This is a genomic window from Streptomyces sp. NPDC058240, assembly GCF_042882135.1.
Lineage (GTDB): Bacteria > Actinomycetota > Actinomycetes > Streptomycetales > Streptomycetaceae > Streptomyces.
The window spans coordinates 508,400-526,908 of sequence record NZ_JBHVWT010000002.1 but is presented as its reverse complement, the minus strand read 5'-3'; the positions used below and the strand labels follow the sequence as shown (position 1 = coordinate 526,908).

Here is an 18,509-nt window from a genome sequence, read left to right as displayed (position 1 = left end):
GCATCAGGAGAACCCCGGTAACGCGCGGCGCCGTTGCGAACATGCTGCCACGACAACGGCGCACAGGAGGGGCTCCGTAGGGCGCACGTCGGAAGGGCATGCGCCCCTGGCAAAGGCCCGGCCGGACAGGAGGCCGACCCTGGTGTGGGCAGGCGCACACCGGGCGGGCCGCGAGCGGCGCTTCCGGCGGCATGACGTCACGCATGGCCCGCGCCAAGCGCGTCGTCCGCCAACTGACTTACGTGACAGGCGCGTTGACTTCTCCGTGTGAGCCAGATCCGCCAGACAAGATCCAGCCATCCTCGAGCCGCCCACGAGCCGCCCGCGAGCCGCCGACGGGCGACTGCCGGGCGGTCGACGAGATGTCCGCGAAACGGGCGGCCCAACCTCGGGCGACCGGCGACATTCGGCCATTCTCAGAGCGGTTCGGAACCCCTCGAAGGGGAACTCGCCGCACCAGAAGTACCTTTTCGCCCCACTTCACTCCCCGAATCTTCCCGAATGCCTCCTGGAACCCTCCGGCAGTTGCGAAAGATCTCCACCGGAACCGCCGATGCACAGTCCGGGAGGCGTCGTTCACCTCCCGGACCGGTCCGCCGCCTGCGGGGAATGAGGCGGCAGTGTCCCCCAGCCCACTGAGTCCTATGCAGTGGGCCGACCCACGCAGCACCCATGGAAACGCTTCCGAAACTGCCCGACGAGAGCGCACGGCCAGGCGCACGGCCACACACCAGGAGCACGTACGGAGCTCGGCGCGCGGCGCCGGCACCACGGACGAACGACGCCTCCAAGTGCCGTTCCCGTGAGCCGTCGAGCGGGGTCACGGGCCCGGTTCACGCAGCGTCCGCACCGCATCCGAACCGCGTCCCGCCCTCGCCCGGACCGCTCCCGACTCCCACCCGGACCACCGCCCCGTCCGTACGGACAACAATCCCGCCATACGGACGTCTGCCCCTTAACGGTAGGGATGCGGCGAACTACGCTGGGTTTACTGAGGTTCTCTGCAGGGGGCATATTCCTCGGGGCTCGGCCATATGCGTGTGCGGCCGGAGTGCCGGGGTTCATCGCTGGGGAGGACACGGTACGAATGCCGCGCGCCGCAACGGTGACGCGGCGGCCGTCTGTGTGTCGAGGGGTGGCGCATGTCCAGGGAGCAACGCGGACCGAACGAGAAGCTCGGAACCGTTCTCGCCCTCGCGGGAATCAGCAACGCCGGGCTCGCCCGGCGGGTCAATGACCTCGGGGCGCAGCGCGGTCTGACACTTCGGTACGACAAGACCTCGGTGGCCCGGTGGGTCGCCAAGGGCATGGTGCCGCAGGGCGCCGCGCCCCATCTCATCGCCGCGGCGATCGGCGCCAAGCTCGGCCGGCCGGTCCCGCTGCACGAGATCGGGCTCGCGGACGCCGATCCGGCGCCGGAGGTCGGGCTGGCCTTCCCGCGCGACGTGGGCGAGGCGGTCCGTTCGGCGACTGAGCTGTACCGGCTGGATCTGGCCGGGCGGAGGGCGGGCGGCGGCGGGATCTGGCAGTCGCTCGCGGGCTCGTTCTCGGTGAGCGCGTACGCGACGCCCGCGTCCCGCTGGCTGATATGCCCCGCCGACGCGACGGTGGCACGAGAAGCGACAGCGATCGGGGCAACCGCCCTCGACACCCAGGGCGCACGGGGCGCACGGGGCGGTGCAGGGGCGCAGGGCCCGCCGGGCAGGGCGGCGAAGGGCACGGAGCCGGTACCGGTCGCACAGCCGGCATCCGGGGTGCAGCCGCGACCTGGCACCCAGGCCGCGTTGAACGCACAGGCGGCCCAGACGGCGCTGGGCACGCTGGGAGCGCTGGGTACGCGACAGGCCCCCTCCATCCCTGCCCAGCCGCGCCCGGAATCCACGTCCGCGGCCCCAGCCGCCACCACCACGGCCACCACCACCGTCATCAGCGACATCTCCCCGCTGCGGGTCGGCCACAGCGACGTCTCCAAGCTGCGGGAGGCTGCCCAGGACGCCCGCCGCTGGGACTCCAAGTACGGCGGCGGGGACTGGCGCTCCTCCATGGTTCCCGAATGTTTACGAGTGGACGCCGCACCGCTGCTGCTCGGTTCGTACAGCGACGAGGTGGGCCGGGCACTCTTCGGCGCGGCGGCCGAGCTGACCAGGCTCGCCGGGTGGATGGCCTTCGACACCGGCCAGCAGGAGGCCGCGCAGCGCTACTACATCCAGGCGCTGAGGCTCGCGCGCGCCGCGGCCGACGTACCCCTCGGCGGCTATGTCCTCGCGTCGATGTCGCTCCAGGCGACCTACCGCGGCTTCGCCGACGAGGGGGTCGACCTCGCGCAGGCCGCCGTCGAACGCAACCGCGGCCTCGCCACGGCCCGCACCATGAGCTTCTTCCGCCTGGTGGAGGCCCGTGCCCATGCCAAGGCGAACGACGCGTCCGCCGCGGGATCCGCGCTGAAGGCCGCCGAGGGCTGGCTGGAGCGCTCCAGGGACGGCGACGCGGACCCGTCCTGGCTGGGCTTCTACTCGTACGACAGGTTCGCGGCCGATGCCGCGGAGTGCCACCTCGATCTGAAGGCGCCCCGGCAGGTGCGGCGCTTCACCGAGCAGGCGCTGTCCAGGCCCACCGAGGAGTTCGTCCGCTCGCACGGGCTGCGGCTCGTGGTGTCGGCGGTGGCCGAGCTGGAATCGGGCAATCTGGACGCCGCCTGCGCCGCGGGCACCCGGGCGGTGGAGGTGGCGGGCCGCATCTCCTCGGCGCGGACCACGGAGTACGTACGGGATCTGCTGCACCGGCTCGAACCGTACGGGCACGAGCCGCGCGTCGCCGAGCTGCGTGAGCGGGCCAGGCCACTCCTGGTGGCGCCCGCGTAGACGGAATCCGACGTCCCACGAGCCGGGCCGTAAAGATTCGGCGCCACGCTGGGCCCCACTGGTTTGAGTGCGTTGTCAGTGGGTCAGTGCACTATCGGGGTGGGAGGTGGCGTGATGATGACGCACGCGGCGTACGACTGCGACGTGCTGGTGATCGGCGGCGGGATCGTCGGCCTGTCGACGGCGTATGCGATCACGCGCACCGCCCCGGGCACCCGGGTGACGGTCCTGGAGAAGGAGTCGGGCCCGGCCCGGCACCAGACCGGACGCAACAGCGGAGTGATCCACAGCGGCATCTACTACCGCCCCGGCTCGCTCAAGGCCCGCTACGCGGTGCGCGGCGCCGCCGAAATGGTCGAGTTCTGCGCCGAGCACGGCATCGCGCACGCGGTGACCGGCAAGCTGATCGTCGCGACCGAGCGCTCCGAGCTGCCCCGGCTGCACGCCCTGGTCCAGCGCGGCCGGCAGCACGGACTGCCGGTGCGCGAGCTGGGCCCCGCCCAGATCATGGAGTACGAGCCGCAGGTGAGCGGCCTCGCCGCGATCCGGGTCGGGTCGACCGGGGTGTGCGACTTCGGGGCGGTCGCGGCCCGGTTCGCCACCGAGGTGAGCGGAGCCGGCGGGGTGATCCGCTACGGGGCGGAGGTCACCGCGATCGACCGGCGCCCCTGGGGCGTGGCGGTGCGCACGGCGGACGGCGTGGTGGTCCGGGCCCGGGTGCTGGTCAACTGCGCGGGGCTGCACTGCGACCGGGTGGCCCGGCTCGCGGGCGACGACCCGGGGATGCGGATCGTGCCCTTCCGGGGGGAGTACTACGATCTGGCGCGGCCGGAGCTGGTGCGCGGCCTGGTCTATCCGGTGCCCGATCCGGCGTTCCCGTTCCTCGGGGTCCATCTGACCCGGGGCCACGACGGCAGCGTCCACGTCGGGCCGAACGCGGTGCCGGCGCTGGCCCGCGAGGGGTACGGCTGGCCGGTCGTACGCCCGCGCGAGCTGGCGGACACCCTGGCCTGGCCCGGCACCTGGCAGATCGCGCGCAGACACTGGCGGTACGGGGCGGGCGAGGTGCGCCGTTCGCTGTCGAAGCAGGCCTTCACCCAGGCCGTACGGCGGCTGCTGCCCGAGGTGACGGAGGCCGATCTGAGACCGGCCCCGGCCGGGGTCAGGGCCCAGGCCGTGCTGCGGGACGGCACCCTGGTGGACGACTTCCTGATCCGCGAGGCCCCGCACACCGTCCACGTACTGAACGCTCCGTCGCCCGCCGCCACGGCTTCGCTGCCCATCGGGCGGGAGGTGGCACGCAGGGCGCTGCTCCGGGCACGGGAGACGGGGTGGAGACCGCCCGCCGTAGAATCGGGGCATTGTGTCTGAGCCCATGAACCCCTCCGAGAGTCTCTCCGGGGACTCCCCCGAGAACCTCTCCTCGTCCGCTGCCGGGATCCCGGACGATCTGCGCGCCGCCTCCTTCGAGCGGCAGCGCAGGCTGCGCCAGGAGCCGCGCTTCCCGGGCGGGCCCGCCGTCGACCCGGCCGGTTCGCACCACGAGCGCCGGATCCGCAGCTTCCAGCCGCGCCGCAGCCGTGTCACGCCCGGCCAGGAGGAAGCCCTGCTGCGGCTCTGGCCGAAGTGGGGCCTGGACATCGACGGGCAGCACGTCCTCGACCTGCCCGAGCTGTTCGACGGGCTCCCGGTCGTGCTGGAGATCGGCTTCGGCATGGGCGAGGCCACCGCTCAGATGGCCGCCGGCGACCCGGGCACGGGCATCCTCGCCGTCGATGTGCACACCCCGGGACAGGGCAATCTGCTCGGCCTCGCGGACCGGAACGGCCTGTCCAACGTCCGGGTGGCCAACGGCGACGCGATCATCCTGCTGCGCGAGATGCTCAAGCCGGATTCGCTGGACGGGCTTCGGGTGTACTTCCCCGACCCGTGGCCCAAGAAGCGACATCACAAGCGCCGGCTGATCCAGCCGGAGTTCCTCGATCTGGTGGCGCAGCGGCTGAAGCCGGGGGCAGTGATCCACTGCGCGACCGACTGGGAGCCGTACGCCGAGCAGATGCTGGAGGTGCTGAGCGCGCACCCCCTCTTCGAGAACACCCGGGCGGACGGCGGCTACGCGCCCCGGCCCGCGTTCCGGCCGCTGACCCGGTTCGAGGGGCAGGGCCTGGACAAGGGCCATGTCGTGCACGACCTGCTCTTCGCCCGCAGCTGAGACCCGCACGCGGCTCCGGCCCCATGGCGGGCCGGGCGCCCCGTGGTCTGGCGCGGGCGCCCCATGGTCGGACGCGGTCGCCCCATGGTCAGGTGTCAGTGCCGCTGGTTAGGGTCATTGCGTGGTGTCCGACGGGTCTGTCCAACAGCGGCAGTCGCAGCCGGCCGTCCCGCTTCTCGAGGAGCAGCGGGTCGGCGAGATCCTGGCTGCCGTACCGGAGCGCAGGCACTGGCGCTACCGGCCGCGCCGCGTCGGCATGGTGTGGCGCAGCCGGACGTTCCGTGTCGCGGCCGTGTTCACGGTGCTCGCGCTCTGCGGTCTGGCGATCCTGGCCCTGGTCCGCGATCAGACCGGCACTCAGGGCTTTCTCGTCGGCCTCGGTCTCGCCGTGCTGCCCGTACCGCTCCTGGTGGCGGCGTTCCGCTGGCTGGACCGGGTCGATCCGGGCCCCTGGCGGAATCTGCTGTTCGCCTTCGCCTGGGGTGCGTTCGCCGCCGCCCTGGTCGCGATCCTCGCGAATTCTTTCGCGACCCGCTGGATAGCCACGGCCACCGCCGACCCGTCCAACGCCGACACCCTCGGTGCCACGGTCATAGCCCCGGTCGTCGAGGAGAGCGCCAAGGCCGCCGCGGTCCTGTTGATCTTCCTGTTCCGAAGACGGGACTTCACCGGGATCGTCGACGGCGTCGTGATCGCCGGCATCACCGCGAGCGGCTTCGCCTTCACCGAGAACATCCTCTACCTCGGCAACGCCTTCGGTGAGGATCAGCAGATCGGCACTTCGGGCGTCGTATCGGTGACGGCCGCGACGTTCTTCGTGCGGGCGGTGATGTCACCGTTCGCGCACCCGCTCTTCACGGTGCTGACCGGCATAGGTTTCGGGCTCGCCGCGGCCGGCTCACGACACCGGCGCCTCCGCCGCATCGCGCTGCCGCTGCTCGGGCTCGTCCTCGCCATGGGCATGCATTCGCTGTGGAACGGGTCGGCGGTCTTCAGCCCGTACGGCTTCTACGCCGTGTACGGGGTGTTCATGGTCCCGGTCTTCGGCCTGGTGACCTGGCTGGCGATCTGGTCCCGCCGGCGGGAGCTGCGTACGCTCTCCGCCGAGCTGCCCGCCTACGCGGCGGCCGGCTGGCTGACCCCGGCGGAGCCGCTCGCCCTCTCCTCGATGCGGGCCCGCGGCCTGGCCCGCGACGCGGCCCGCCGACGGTACGCCGTCGCCGCCCCGGGAAGCCTGCAGAGCCCGTACGGCCCCGCCCCCGGTTCCTGGCCCGCTGCCCAACCGAGTGCCCGGCCGAGTGCTCAGGCGAAAGCCGCGGCGAAGGCCCACGGGAAGGCGGCCGCGCAGGCCGTCGCCGAGTACGAGTCGTTCGCGACCTCGCTGGCCTCGCTGCGTCTGCAGGCCCGCCGCGGAGCGGCCGGTCCGGACTTCGCGGAACGCGAGCTGGAGCTGCTGCACCACCTCTGGCAACGCAGGGAGGTGGCCGCCCCTGCCCTGGCATACGCGGCCCAGGCAACGGGCCGCCTGCGCCCCTCGTACCCGCCGCCCCCGTGGGCGGTCCCGGCGCCGTACCCGCAGTACGGCGCCGGCTACAACCCATACATGCTGCCGCCACGGCAGTCGGCCCAGAACGGGCCGGTTCAGCACTGAGGGCTTCGGCGCACCGCGTCCGCGAAACCGTCGAACAGTTCCTTCCGTGGCCGCAGGCTCCGGACACCCGGGCTCCGGTCGGAGCCGTCGAAGAAGCCGAACTGCAGGAGTGTCGGCTTTCCCGAGCAGCTCAGCAGAGCCTGGCCCGGTTCGCCGTCCCCGCCGGTGCTGTGCGCGCCCAGCAGCCGTGGATCCTGGGTGACGGTGAAGTTGACGACGCCCTCACGGTCCTCGGAAGTGCCGAGCGCACAACTCCAGGGACGGAAGTCGCCCGGCGTCACATACTCCTCGAACACCGGAGCCGCCGACTTGAGCGGGGCGAACCCGCGAAGCCCGCATGCCCGCCCCCATCTCGCACCGCGCCACGACGGGGTCCTTGAGATGCCTGAATGCCCCGGGAGCGCTGGGCGAACTCCTGGGGCATTCGTCATGCAACATGAGCCTCCGCACGCTCGGGAGCGGTGCGGTGCGGTCGGTGCGTGTGTCAGGCGGATGCCTCGGTAAGTTCGGCCAGCTGCTGCTCGGTCAGCGAGAGGTCCGCGACGGCCACCAACGCGGGCAGCTGCTCGACCGTACGGGCCGAGGCGATCGGCGCGGCCACGGTCGGGCGGGACGCGAGCCAGGCCAGCGCGACTGTCGCGATCTGGGCATCGTGCTCCTGAGCGACCTTGTCCAGCGCGGCCAGGACCTTCTGGCCCCGCTCCGAGTCCCGGTACTGGCTGACGCTCTCGGCCCGCGCGCTCTCCACCGTGGCGCCCGGACGGTACTTGCCGGTGAGGAAGCCGGAGGCCAGGGCGAAGTACGGCACGGCGGCGAGCCCGGCACGGGCGGCCGTGTCCTGGAGCTCGCCCTCGTAGGTGTCGCGGGAGACCAGGTTGTAGTGCGGCTGCAGGGCCACGTAGCGGGCCAGCCCCTCGCGCTCGGAGAAGTCCAGGGAGGCCTGGAGCCGCTCGGGGCTGATGTTGGAGGCGGCGATCTCCCGGACCTTGCCCTCCTTCACCAGCTGGTCGAGGGCGGTGATGATCTCCTCGACCGGGACGGTCTCGTCGTCGAAGTGCGTGTAGTAGAGGTCGATGTGGTCGGTGCCGAGCCGACGCAGCGACGCCTCGGCCGCGGCCTTGATGTTGGCGGGCGCGAGCCCCCGGTACGAGGGGTGGGTGGAGACCTTGGTTGCGACGACGATCTCGGCGCGGTCGGAGCGGCCGGCGAGCCACTTGCCGATGACCGTCTCCGACTCCCCGCCCTCGTTGCCCGGCACCCAGGCGGAGTAGCCGTCGGCGGTGTCGATGAAGTTGCCTCCGGCCGCGACGTACGCGTCCAGCACGGCGAACGACTGCGCCTCGTCCGCGGTCCAGCCGAAGACGTTGCCGCCGAGGGCGAGCGGGAAGACCTGAAGGTCGGAGGAGCCCAGCTTACGAAGAGAAGTCATGAGTGGAACAACGAATTCCGGCGGGTCCGCTATTCCGGGTGCTCGCCGTTCTCCGGGCCGGTCGTGACCGATCCCCGCACCACTCACAACGGATTCCGGACCGGTCGCAGGAGGCCCCCGCAAGAGGTCCCCGCACTGCTCGCAACGGGTTCCCGCACCACTCGCAGGACATTCCCGCACTGCTCACAACAGACCGGCAGCCCTGACGTCGGGGGGTGAGCGTCAGGGCTGCCGGGGTTCATCGGGGCGGGCGTCGCCTCAGAGGCTTTCGGGTGACCTCGGATCGGAAAAGCGGACGCGGTCTGGTGCGTGCGATCCCAAGGCGGAGGAGGGAGGCGACGCGGAGCGTCGTCGACGACGACAACGCGGGAAGCGTGCGTGCCAGGGCGTGGCCGCCCGGTCCGAGGTCACCCGACAGCCTCTCAGGGGTTGAGGCCCTTGTCCCGGAGCCAGGCCATCGGGTCGATGCCCGAACCGCCGGCGGTGTGGACCTCCAGGTGGAGGTGCGGCCCGGTCACGTTGCCGGTCGCGCCGACCCGGCCGATCGTCTCACCGGTGCTGACCTTCTGGCCGACACCGACGCCGATCGAGGACTGGTGGCAGAACCACAGCTCCGTACCGTCGTCGAGCTCCAGCACCGTGCGGTAGCCGTACGCACCGGACCAGCCGGCCGACTTGACCGTGCCGCTGTGGATGGCCTTGATCGGGGTGCCGGTCGGGGCCGCGAAGTCGAGGCCGGTGTGGTAGCCGGAGGACCACATCGAGCCGGCTTCGCCGAAGGTCGAGGTGATCGTGTACGAGGAGGTCGGGATGGCGTAGCTGGCGGCGAGCTTGGCGAGCCGCAGGGCCTCCGCCTTCTTCTTGGCCTCTTCCTCCGCCTTCTTCTTCTCGGCGGCGGCCTTGGCCTTGGCCTCGTCCTGCTGCTTCTTGGCCTCGGCGGCGGCCTTCTCCGCGGCTTCCTTCTCCTGGGTCGCCTTGGCCTCGGCGGCGGCGGCGTCCTGCTGCTGCTCGGCCTGCTGGAGGATGCGGGCGCGGAGCGCCTCGCCGGCGTCCGTCGTGCCCTGCTCGGCCTCGGCGGTGGTGAGGCCGGCGGTGGTGAGCGGGGCGGAAGCGGCTGCGATCTCGGCCTTGTCCGCCTCGGACTCGCCGGAGAACAGGGAGCCCACGCCGGGAAGGGACTTGGCGTCGGGGAGGTTGTCCGAGATGGCGTCGGGCACGGAGATGGAGACCGGCGGCTTGCCCTGCGCGGTGGCCATGCCGCCCGCGCCGACCGCCGCTATGACGCCGACACCCAGCACCGTGGAGCTGCGGGCGAGTCCGTTGCGCTGCTTGGCGACGCGGTGCCTGCCGCGTACCGGGCGGACGGACTCCTCGGTGGGGTTCCACTCGTCCCAACCGCGTTCGGACTCAACGTCGTTGCCGTCGGCGCGGAAGTCGGCACGGAGGTCGGCGCGGAAGTCGCTGCCGAACTCACCGGTGAAGTCGCCGCCCGGCTCGGTGCCGTAGTCGGTTCCGAACGCCGTCGCCGTCCCGGTGGGTGCGAAATCGGCGCCGTGGCCGGAGTCCGGCCGGGGGCCGAAGTCGGCGCCGTAACCGGTGCCGTAGTCGGGATTGAACCGGGACGGGGCCTCGGGGGCAGGCTTGTTGGACGCCACGGGGGCGCACTCCTTTCCTTCCTTCTCGCCTACCGGGTTAGCTGACGGGTTCGGAGCAGGAAGGTCTCCTACGGACCCCTCCGTCTCTCACGAGACACAGGTGTCCGATTCACCCCATGTAGGTGGTTCCCCGGTTCCCTTGCGGAATTCGGCGCTCGCGCACGGTGCCGCCATTGATGACGGCTGGGACGACCGCGCTGCGTTATCGAACGTTAATAGACACCGGGGCCGTATTCCAAGCTGTTCCCACTGATCGTTCACGTCTTTGGCCTGGACTTTACGGGACATAGCCGGGTGGAATCGGACGAGTTGACCGCCCCTCAGCCACTACCCCGATTCTGACGTTGCGTCAAATGTTATGCGGAGTGGCGCCTTTCGATTACGCACGGTGGCATCGCGCGTTCCGCCCCTCGCATCGCCCGTCCCGTCCCCTCACGCCTCGCGTTCCGCCCCTCACGTGGTCTCCGCGCCAACGATCCGCACGGTCCTCCGCCGGTCCGGCTGCCCCTCCGCGGGACGTACGACCGCGAGCAACGCCATGTCGTCGGTCGTCTCGCCGCCCGTGTACAGCCGCACGTCATCGGTCAGCGCGGACAGCAGCTCCTCGGGCCCCGGAAAGATCCGCCCGCGCAACCGGGCCGCCGGGTCGTAGAAGACCCCATCGGCGTTCCGCGCCTCGGAGAGGCCGTCCGTGTAGAGGAGCAGGGTCGTCCCGGCCGGCAGATCCCACTCGTCCGTCCGCTCCGGCCATACCCCCAGGCCCATGCCGAGCGGCAGCGCGGGCACGGAGGGCTTCAGCACCTCCAGCGCCCCGTCCGGGTGCAGCAGGATCGGCTCGGGGTGACCGCGGTTGACGATCCGCACCCGGGACAGCCCGGACGGGATCTCGGCCAGCACGGCGGTGATGAAGCCCTCCAGCACATCGAGCCCGCCCCGTCGCGCCTCCTCCCGGGCCAGCGCCCGCTCCAGCCGCCTCGCCACCCCTTCCAGCGAGGACTCCTGCTCAGCCGCCTCGCGGAACGCCCCGATGACCACCGCCACCGTCTCCACGGCGTCGAGCCCCTTGCCCCGTACGTCCCCGACCACCAACCGCACCCCCCACGGGGTGTCCGAAACGGCGAACAGGTCGCCGCCGACGAACTCGTCCGCCTGCGCCGCCTCGTACCGCGCCGCGACCTGCAGTCCGCCGGTCCGGTCGGCCGGCTGCGGCAGCACCGCGCGCATGGCCGTCTCCGCGACGAACCGCGCGGAGGCCAGCTGCTCGTTGCTGCGCCGCACGACCCCGTTGATCACGACCGCGAGGACGGAGACGGTGGCCAGGGTGAGCAGCTCGATCAGCGGCACGGCCTGCGGCAACGTATTGCTGAACAGCCGCAGTGCGATGACGGCCAGCATCGAGGCGATACCGGTGCGGATGGTGCTGGCCAGCGAGAAGAACGGGGCGGCGATCAGCGGAGCGGCCACGAACAACGGAATCGCGGTGAAGGTCGGCGGGGTGAGGGCGTCGAACACCAGCCCGCCGAGAATCATCAGGGCAGGCAGCGTGCGTACGAACTGCCGGGTACCGCCCCCGGCATGCCTGCCACGCCGCTTCTCCCGCTTCCACACCTGTGGTCTCCTGCCCGGTACGCGCGCGGCTGCGGACGGTACCGCGCCCCACTCCCAGGCTCGCCGGAGCGGAACGAAGCGGCGACTCCTCTTCGGCCAATGGGGCGACACCCGAGGTGCGGACCACAACGAATCAGGCCCGGCACGCTGTGTGCGTGCCGGGCCTGACTTCTTCAGTAGCGGGGACAGGATTTGAACCTGCGACCTCTGGGTTATGAGCCCAGCGAGCTACCGAGCTGCTCCACCCCGCGTCGTTGAACACAACTCTACGCCATGTCCGGCGCCCTTTTGACCACTCGGGTTCGCCCGGCCTTCATCCCGGCCGCGTCAGGAGGGGTTCGTCTCGGAGATACGGGGTGCGAAAGTGGCCTTCCCGTGGACCGCCGGCGGCTTCATCGGGTTAGCGCCCCGCTGGAGCGAGTGGAGGATCGCCAGCCCCTGGCCGACGACGCCCGCCGCCATCTCGTTGACACCGTTGGTGCCGTTGAGAACGGTGAGGTCGGCGCCGGACATGCCGCGGGCGGCGGCGTCGGCCAGGGCGGGCAGGTTCTCCACGATGCGGTTGGCCGCGATGAGCTCCTGGTTGCCGTCACGCAGCGAGGCGGCACGGACGCTGTTGGCGTCGGCCTGCGCCTGGGCGAGCGTCCGCTCGGTGTACGCGTTGCCGTCGGCCTCGAACTTCATCCGGTCCCGGGCCGCCTCCGCCAGGGTGCGCTGCCGGTAGGCCTCGGCGTCCGCCGGGCGCCGGACCTCCGCTTCCAGCCGTTGCGCGGCGAGCGAGGCCTGCCGCTCGGCCAGTGCGGTCTGCTCCTCGATGACCTCCTGCGAGGCGCGGGCCTGGGCGAGCGGCCCGGCCTGCGCGGCGCGGGCGTTGTACTGCTCTGTCTCGGCGAGGAAGCCGGCCCGCTTGAGCGCGGTGTCGCGTTCGTACTCCGCCTTGAGCGCGGCGGCCTGCTGCTCGCGCTGACTGGCTTCCTGGTCGGCCTTGGCCTCGGCGATCCGGGCCTGGCTGGCGACCGCGGCGGCGTGCGGGGCCGCGAGGTTCCTGATGTACCCGGTGGAGTCGTCGATCTCCTGGATCTGGAGGGCGTCCACCACGATGCCGAGCTTCTCCATCTCGCCGTGGCTGCCCGCGATGACCTCCTGGGAGACCCGGTTGCGCTCACGGATGATCTGCTCCACGGTCAGCCCGCCGACGATGGAACGCAGGTGCCCGGCGAAGATCTGCCCGACGAGCTCCTCCATCTGCTCCTGCTCGGTCAGGAAGCGGCGGGCCGCGTTGGCGATGGACACGGCGTCGTCGCCGACCTTGAAGACGGCCACGGCCCGGACGTTGAGGCGGATGCCCTGCTGTGTCACACAGTCCTCGGTGATCTCCGCCTCGCGCAGCGCCAGGGAGAGCATGCGCGCCTTCTGCTTCACCGGGAGCACGAAACTGCCGTGCCCGGTGACGATCCGGAACTGGGTGTCCAAGGTCTGCCCCTTGGAACCTGATATGAGCATCGCCTCGTTGGGGGCGGGAACGTGCCAGAAGAACATCGGAGGACTCCTGCCGTATGTCACTGCTTCCGTGGGTACGTCACTGCTTACGTGGCTACGTCGCTGCTTCGGCTCAGGACGGCAGGCGTTCCACGATCACGCCGCGCGCCGAGACCGAGTCGACGACAACGACGCGCACGTCCCTGTCGATCGACGTCGCCGACCATGCGGTGTAGGCCTCGGACCCACCCCGTACGGCCACCAGTACTTCGCCCGGCCCATCGGGCGGAATCGGCACGGTCACGCGACCGATCGCCCCGACCGGGCTGCGGGCGGACTCATCTGCCCTGTGCATGCGCCCTCGCGAGCGTCTGTGCGTACGCCTGCTCACGCCGCTTCTCACGCGGTGTACCGCACCGCTTCATGGACACGAGGCAACCCCGCCTCCTGGAGGCCCGTGCCTCCCTCGACACTTCCACGGTACTCCGCACCCGCCTTCGCAGAACCTCCCATAACGGTCCAGAACGTCCTGCAACAGCAACGAGCGGGCGCAGATATGCGGTGGTATGACTGATTCATCATGTGCCTGCCGAATGTGCCTGCCGACGCGATGAACTCGCGCTGATCGAGGAGCGATCCGTGGACGACTACCCGTTGCTCGACCTCTTCTGGACCATGCTCTGGTTCTTCCTCTGGATCATGTGGCTGTTCCTGCTGTTCAAGGTCATCGCGGACATCTTCCGCAGCCACGACCTCGGCGGCTGGGGCAAGGCCGGCTGGCTGATCGTCACGCTGCTGCTGCCGTACATCGGCGTCCTGGTGTACGTGATCGTGCGCGGCAAGTCCATGAGCAAGCGGGACATCAAGGAGGCCCAGGACCGCGACGCGGCCTTCAAGGCGTACGTACGGGAAGCCGCCGGCACCTCCGACGCGAACGGTGCCGATGCCACGAAGAAGGGCAGTCACGTCGACGACCTGGCGAAGCTCGCCGAGCTCAAGGACAAGGGCGCCATCACGGAGGAGGAGTACCAGCGGGCGAAGACGAAGCTCCTCGTCTGATCGCCCCGTCCGGCCCGATCCCACGCGGCGCGTATGTCTCTCTCCATTCGGTCCGGCGAACTGGCAGGGCGCCAGGACCGCGGGGAGGCTTGAGACATCAGCCGCGGCGGGAGGCCGATCGGGGGTGCGGTCCCCATCTCGACGCCCGAGGAGATGGCCGGCCATGAAGGGCACCACGCTCAAAACCCTGGACGCGATGCGGACCGCGCTGCGCGGTCCCGTCATCGGCCCGCAGGATCCGGAGTACCGCCGGGCCTGCACGGTCTACAACGCCATGATCGACAGGCGTCCGGCGGCGGTGGTGCGGTGCGCCGACACGGCGGACGTCATGGCGGCGGTCGACTTCGTACGGGACGAAGGCCTCGCGCTCGCGGTCCGCGGCGGCGGGCACAGCGGTGCGGGCCTGTGCCTGGTGGACGACGGCGTCACCCTCGACCTCTCGCCGATGCGCTGGGCACACATCGACCCCGGCGCACGGACGGCCACGGTCGGCGGCGGCACCACGCTCGGCGACCTCGACCACGCCGCCCACGCGTTCCGGCTGGCCACGCCCTCCGGAATCCTGTCGTCCACCGGCGTCGCCGGCCTCACCCTGGGCGGCGGCCACGGCTACCTCACCCGCAGATACGGCCTGACGATCGACAACCTGCTGGCCGCGGACGTGGTCCTGGCGGACGGCACCTCGGTGACGGCGGACGGCACCACCCATCCCGACCTGTTCTGGGCGCTGCGCGGCGGCGGCGGGAACTTCGGCGTCGTCACCTCCTTCACCTTCCGGATGCACCCGGTCGACACCGTGGGCGTCGCCATCACGGTCTGGCCGGTCGACCGGATCCAGGACGTACTGCGCTGGTACCGCGATTTCCTGCCGCAGGCCCCCGAGGACCTGAACGGTTTCTTCGCCGCGCTCACCGTGCCGCCCGGCCCCCCGTTCCCGGAGGAGATCCACGGCCAGAAGATGTGCGGTGTGGTGTGGTGCTGGACGGGCGAACCCGACCTCCTCGAAGCCACCCTGAAGCCGGTCGAGGACCCGGGCCCGCCCGCCTTCCACTTCACGGCTCCGATGCCCTACACCGCCCTGCAGTCCATGTTCGACGAACTGCTCCCCGCCGGTCTGCAGTGGTACTGGCGCGGCAACTTCTTCGACCGGATCACCGACGACGCCATCGGCGTACACGCCAAGTACGCCGAGAACCTCCCCACCGGCCTGTCGACCACGCACCTGTACCCGGTCGACGCCGCCGCCCACCGGCTCGGCCCCGACGACACGGCCTGGGCCTACCGGGACGCGGTCTGGTCCGGCGTCATCGCGGGCATCGACCCGGACCCGGACAGCGCCGAGAGGCTCAGGCAGTGGTGCGTCGACTACTGGGAGGAGCTGCACCCGCACTCCATGGGCGGTACGTACGTGAACTTCATCGGCGCCGGCGAGACCCCGGACCGGGTACGGGCCACCTACCGCGACCACTACGACCGCCTCGCGGCCGTCAAGCGGACCTACGACCCGCACAACTTCTTCCACGCCAACCAGAACATCGAGCCGGCGGCCTGATCCGGCGCGCATCAGACTCTCCGGCGGGAACGCGGCCAAGGGAGAACGGTCAGGGGAAAGCGGCCAGGGGAAAACGCCTCGGGGAAGAGCGCCCGCATCATCCGATCGGCTGACCCGGCCGTCGTCCGTCGAGGGCCAGGAAGGAGGCCCGCAGGTCGAGCATCGGGGTGGCCGGCGCCCCGAGCGGCGACCTCGACGAGAAGTTCGCCCAGGCCGGCGTCGCCTCCCTCGCGAGGTAGCACGCCCAGGACCCCGGCGGCACCCACTCCCCCCGTACGGGTGCCGCCGGTCCCTCCCCGGAAAACGACGAGCGCCCCGACCGGGCAGAACCGGTCGGGGCGCTGTGGAGCAGGTCGCAGGGGCGAACTCCGCCCTCGCCATGTGTAGGCCGTGTGGGACTCGAACCCACAACCAACGGATTAAAAGTCCTGGCCGGGAGCGGGTGGGCGGTGCCGAGCCATGCTGCGCTGTCCCGGATTGCCCATTCGGAGGGGGTGGGCGGTGCAGCGCGGTCCGGTCGGAACCGGGCTGTGCCGGGACGTCCGCTCACGCATCGCTCACGCGCGTCCGACGCAGCTGACCGCGGGTTCCTCTGACACGCCCGCCAACTGGGAGCTGCGGCGGACGAAACGGGTCGTTGGAGCTATCCCAACTTGCCCGTGCAAGGGCCGCAACTTCGCGAGTCCTCCGAGATGCTTCCCGGAGAACAGAAACGAACGCAGACTCTCGCCGCCAGACGGAACCTGGGAACACGGGGTGATGTCGTGCACTACTGGACACGCCACCGGCCCTCCGGTAGAACCAGTCGCTCATCCAGCCATTTCTAGCCAACCTGGCACCACTTTGGCCGTTCCCCTGACGGTTCAATCAGCCTGTGCCAAAATAAGAGAGTTTGAGAAATCCACGCTCCGATTAACGAACACGTAGCTAGCCTACGGAGGGAATATCTGGAGCGGAAAATACGGGGAATTCCAGGGGGAAGTTTATGCCCGACATCATCGTTGCACTTATCGCTGCAGGGGCTACAATCGGCGCCGCAGCAATTGGATTTGCCGGAATCCAAAGGGGTCGCTCGCGCAACGCCGAGGAGCCCATCGAATCACTCATGTCCGGGGACAGTTCGAACACGCCACGTCAAATTGAGGCGCCGACGTCTAATCAATCACAGGGATCCACGTCGGGCGGGATTACAATCAACGCTAACGACGCACGCCAGGTAATTGGACGCAACGACGGGAATGTGACCCAGGTCAATCATTACGGAAGTAAGCGCGACCGGTGAAATCTCCAAAACTTGACACGAGCGCGCTACTCTCAGTCGCACAGACGACTCTTGGCGTATTACTCGCTATAGCCGTGGGGACCGCAGGCGTTAGCGTCATCAGCGAAGGATTCCCGGAGACTTGGCCAGCCATCGGCTGGTTCATTTCCCAGGCAATCAGGCTCTCTTCGGACGACTACGTCGGAGTCTTTATTCGCGATCGCCTCTTCCTGTTTGCGATCTTTGGCGTGGCGTTCGTTTTATGGGTTACACACAAGTGGCCGACTCTCCTCAAGACCGTTGCCCAGTCCTTTAATCCCTTTGCCCGCCTCGGAGTCGCAGCAGTGTCCTCCATTGCCGCAATCCTGGTAGCTCTCATCCTGGCCGGCCCATTGGGTCAATCAAGGTCGGGGGGAGAGTGTGTATCCGATTTCCAAATCACCCTGAACAGCGAACCCTCAATGGAGAGTAACACCAGTTGCGGGAAGGCGCGTCATGGCGAAAATTCCGGCCATTGATCAATATATTCACGAGAACAACGGCAACGTATTTCAGACGATCATCAATAATGACAAGGTGGACAAGGAGCTGAAGCGTCAAGTTCGGCAGCTCGCAGTCTCTTCACCTCAGATGCTTTCGACAATGAATGAGATGCTCAAAACCAGCGGGGACGTAAAGCAGGCGATCGCACTCGTGCGCGACGCCACGGACCTCCTCGCAGGCAAGGAGGCTTCTTCGGTACTTTTTACCGATGCAGGCGACGATCCAATGTTTCCAGGAAAGGGCGAACGAGAACTTCGCAAAGCAGTAGCACTGCCTTTTCTGATGATCGCCACCGTGGCTCTTGTAATCCTATTCTTGTAGGGGCCCTAAGAGTTCTCGACCTTGACCACTCCATCAGAGATTTCATCTCGTGGGGAACATAGGACCTACCGGTCATTTTCCAGGAAATATTTCCAGAATCCGACCAACCCGATGCCACCCGCCTACAAGAATCGCTGCTAGCACGGCTGCCCCTACAATGAGCCAGGGACGTAGTTCATCACTCACTCCCGTGTCGGGCAAAATTTCGGAAGCGTCGACTGCCGCAACCATCGCCATGAGAATGACGAACGCGACGTGGAGGGACTCCCGAAGCGCGTTTCGGGCAGCTGAAACAGGAGTCACTTCCACAAGGACACCTTCTTGGCAGCATGGATCCGATGCGGCCTTCTGCGCAGCGTTCACCGATCGTGGCCAGTTTGGCTCCCAGCCTCGGCAACGCGACATCAGGCTCAACATCAATCTGCAGTAGCTCTACCTGAAGCGCGCCGACTACCAGCGGGCGGCTGCTCGTCGCGATCAATCTCCCGCCGGCCGCCGAGCTGGGCATCACCACCGTCCACGCGACAGACGAGGACACCGCGGTGGCCGACCTGGAGGCGCTTCTCGGCGTGACGGCGACGTCTATCGCGTAGGCCTAACTGCATTCCGGTCAAAGCCTGTCGGCACCGCTACTCCACCCAATGGTGTCCGCTGCCGCGCAGGCCGTGAGGATTGCGTTGGCTGCGCCACCGCAATGGGCCCCGTGTCGCACGTCCGACCTCAACTCGGACCCCGGCAGGGGCCTGCTTGGGTTTGACAGGTCAACTGAAGCACCTCCCTATCCGCCGTGCAAGCAAGTCACCTCTAGATGCAGTGGCTTGCGGCTCCCGAACCACAAGATGTCGCGCTGTGGGCATAGTTGAACAGCAGCCCACCTG

13 protein-coding genes, 1 tRNA gene, 2 pseudogenes and 1 riboswitch are annotated in these 18,509 nt (G+C 69.3%); of the genes and pseudogenes, 9 read left to right on the top strand and 7 right to left on the bottom strand.

Annotated features, from left to right (window positions below; genetic code table 11):
* Positions 1-1,142: 1,142 nt before the first annotated feature.
* From ACFVX4_RS07655 to ACFVX4_RS07640, 4 genes are all read left to right on the top strand, one after another.
* A complete protein-coding gene (locus ACFVX4_RS07655; protein ID WP_389972875.1) occupies positions 1,143-2,861 on the top strand; it encodes a sporulation protein in 1,719 nt (572 codons plus the stop codon).
* 114 nt (positions 2,862-2,975) lie between these two features.
* On the top strand, positions 2,976-4,232 hold the full coding sequence (gene lhgO / locus ACFVX4_RS07650) for an L-2-hydroxyglutarate oxidase (protein ID WP_389972872.1): 1,257 nt from the start codon (positions 2,976-2,978) through the stop codon (positions 4,230-4,232).
* Between the two features lie 4 nt (positions 4,233-4,236).
* Positions 4,237-5,073, top strand: a complete 837-nt coding sequence (trmB, locus tag ACFVX4_RS07645; RefSeq protein ID WP_389972960.1) for a tRNA (guanosine(46)-N7)-methyltransferase TrmB — start codon at positions 4,237-4,239, stop codon at positions 5,071-5,073.
* Between the two features lie 124 nt (positions 5,074-5,197).
* A complete protein-coding gene (locus tag ACFVX4_RS07640) occupies positions 5,198-6,724 on the top strand; it encodes a PrsW family intramembrane metalloprotease (RefSeq protein WP_389972869.1) in 1,527 nt (508 codons plus the stop codon).
* Here the strand turns inward: ACFVX4_RS07640 and ACFVX4_RS07635 are convergent.
* The 7 genes from ACFVX4_RS07635 to ACFVX4_RS07605 form a co-directional block, all read right to left on the bottom strand.
* On the bottom strand, positions 6,715-7,020 hold the full coding sequence (locus tag ACFVX4_RS07635; RefSeq protein WP_389972866.1) for a hypothetical protein: 306 nt from the start codon (positions 7,018-7,020) through the stop codon (positions 6,715-6,717). The genes ACFVX4_RS07640 and ACFVX4_RS07635 overlap by 10 nt on opposite strands.
* Before the next feature lie 188 nt (positions 7,021-7,208).
* The gene (locus ACFVX4_RS07630) at positions 7,209-8,153 is read right to left on the bottom strand and encodes an aldo/keto reductase (protein WP_389972863.1); all 945 of its coding nucleotides are present in this window, start codon (positions 8,151-8,153) and stop codon (positions 7,209-7,211) included.
* A 422-nt stretch (positions 8,154-8,575) separates the two neighbouring features.
* A complete protein-coding gene (locus ACFVX4_RS07625; RefSeq protein WP_389972860.1) occupies positions 8,576-9,808 on the bottom strand; it encodes a M23 family metallopeptidase in 1,233 nt (410 codons plus the stop codon).
* An 11-nt stretch (positions 9,809-9,819) separates the two neighbouring features.
* A riboswitch (cyclic di-AMP (ydaO/yuaA leader) is annotated at positions 9,820-9,972 on the bottom strand.
* 289 nt (positions 9,973-10,261) lie between these two features.
* Positions 10,262-11,416, bottom strand: coding sequence for a PP2C family protein-serine/threonine phosphatase (locus ACFVX4_RS07620; protein ID WP_389972857.1), 1,155 nt, complete (start codon positions 11,414-11,416; stop codon positions 10,262-10,264).
* A 177-nt stretch (positions 11,417-11,593) separates the two neighbouring features.
* Positions 11,594-11,667 (bottom strand) — tRNA-Met (locus ACFVX4_RS07615).
* Between the two features lie 76 nt (positions 11,668-11,743).
* The gene (locus tag ACFVX4_RS07610) at positions 11,744-12,955 is read right to left on the bottom strand and encodes an SPFH domain-containing protein (RefSeq protein ID WP_389972854.1); all 1,212 of its coding nucleotides are present in this window, start codon (positions 12,953-12,955) and stop codon (positions 11,744-11,746) included.
* 73 nt (positions 12,956-13,028) lie between these two features.
* Positions 13,029-13,199 carry a hypothetical protein gene (locus ACFVX4_RS07605; RefSeq protein ID WP_385331367.1) on the bottom strand — a complete coding sequence of 57 codons (171 nt, stop codon included), beginning with the start codon at positions 13,197-13,199 and terminating at the stop codon, positions 13,029-13,031.
* Between the two features lie 335 nt (positions 13,200-13,534).
* Between ACFVX4_RS07605 and ACFVX4_RS07600 the strand changes: the two genes are divergently transcribed.
* The 5 genes and pseudogenes from ACFVX4_RS07600 to ACFVX4_RS07580 form a co-directional block, all read left to right on the top strand.
* The gene (locus ACFVX4_RS07600) at positions 13,535-13,954 is read left to right on the top strand and encodes an SHOCT domain-containing protein (RefSeq protein ID WP_389972851.1); all 420 of its coding nucleotides are present in this window, start codon (positions 13,535-13,537) and stop codon (positions 13,952-13,954) included.
* Between the two features lie 163 nt (positions 13,955-14,117).
* Positions 14,118-15,506, top strand: coding sequence for an FAD-binding oxidoreductase (locus tag ACFVX4_RS07595; RefSeq protein ID WP_389972848.1), 1,389 nt, complete (start codon positions 14,118-14,120; stop codon positions 15,504-15,506).
* A 155-nt stretch (positions 15,507-15,661) separates the two neighbouring features.
* Positions 15,662-15,745: pseudogene (locus tag ACFVX4_RS07590) on the top strand (heme-binding protein); the annotation flags it as partial.
* A 1,517-nt stretch (positions 15,746-17,262) separates the two neighbouring features.
* On the top strand, positions 17,263-17,631 hold the full coding sequence (locus tag ACFVX4_RS07585; protein ID WP_389972845.1) for a hypothetical protein: 369 nt from the start codon (positions 17,263-17,265) through the stop codon (positions 17,629-17,631).
* 473 nt (positions 17,632-18,104) lie between these two features.
* A pseudogene (locus ACFVX4_RS07580) lies at positions 18,105-18,224 on the top strand (HAD family phosphatase); the annotation flags it as partial.
* Positions 18,225-18,509: the final 285 nt, after the last annotated feature.

Bases quoted from the DNA above. Each gene is read 5' to 3' on its own strand.
- ACFVX4_RS07610 (WP_389972854.1), bottom strand. From the start codon at position 12,955: ATGTTCTTCTGGCACGTTCCCGCCCCCAACGAGGCGATGCTCATATCA.
- ACFVX4_RS07595 (WP_389972848.1), top strand. From the start codon at position 14,118: ATGAAGGGCACCACGCTCAAAACCCTGGACGCGATGCGGACCGCGCTG.
- ACFVX4_RS07585 (WP_389972845.1), top strand. From the start codon at position 17,263: ATGGCGAAAATTCCGGCCATTGATCAATATATTCACGAGAACAACGGC.
- ACFVX4_RS07655 (WP_389972875.1), top strand. From the start codon at position 1,143: ATGTCCAGGGAGCAACGCGGACCGAACGAGAAGCTCGGAACCGTTCTC.
- trmB (WP_389972960.1), top strand. From the start codon at position 4,237: ATGAACCCCTCCGAGAGTCTCTCCGGGGACTCCCCCGAGAACCTCTCC.
- ACFVX4_RS07630 (WP_389972863.1), bottom strand. From the start codon at position 8,153: ATGACTTCTCTTCGTAAGCTGGGCTCCTCCGACCTTCAGGTCTTCCCG.
- lhgO (WP_389972872.1), top strand. From the start codon at position 2,976: ATGATGACGCACGCGGCGTACGACTGCGACGTGCTGGTGATCGGCGGC.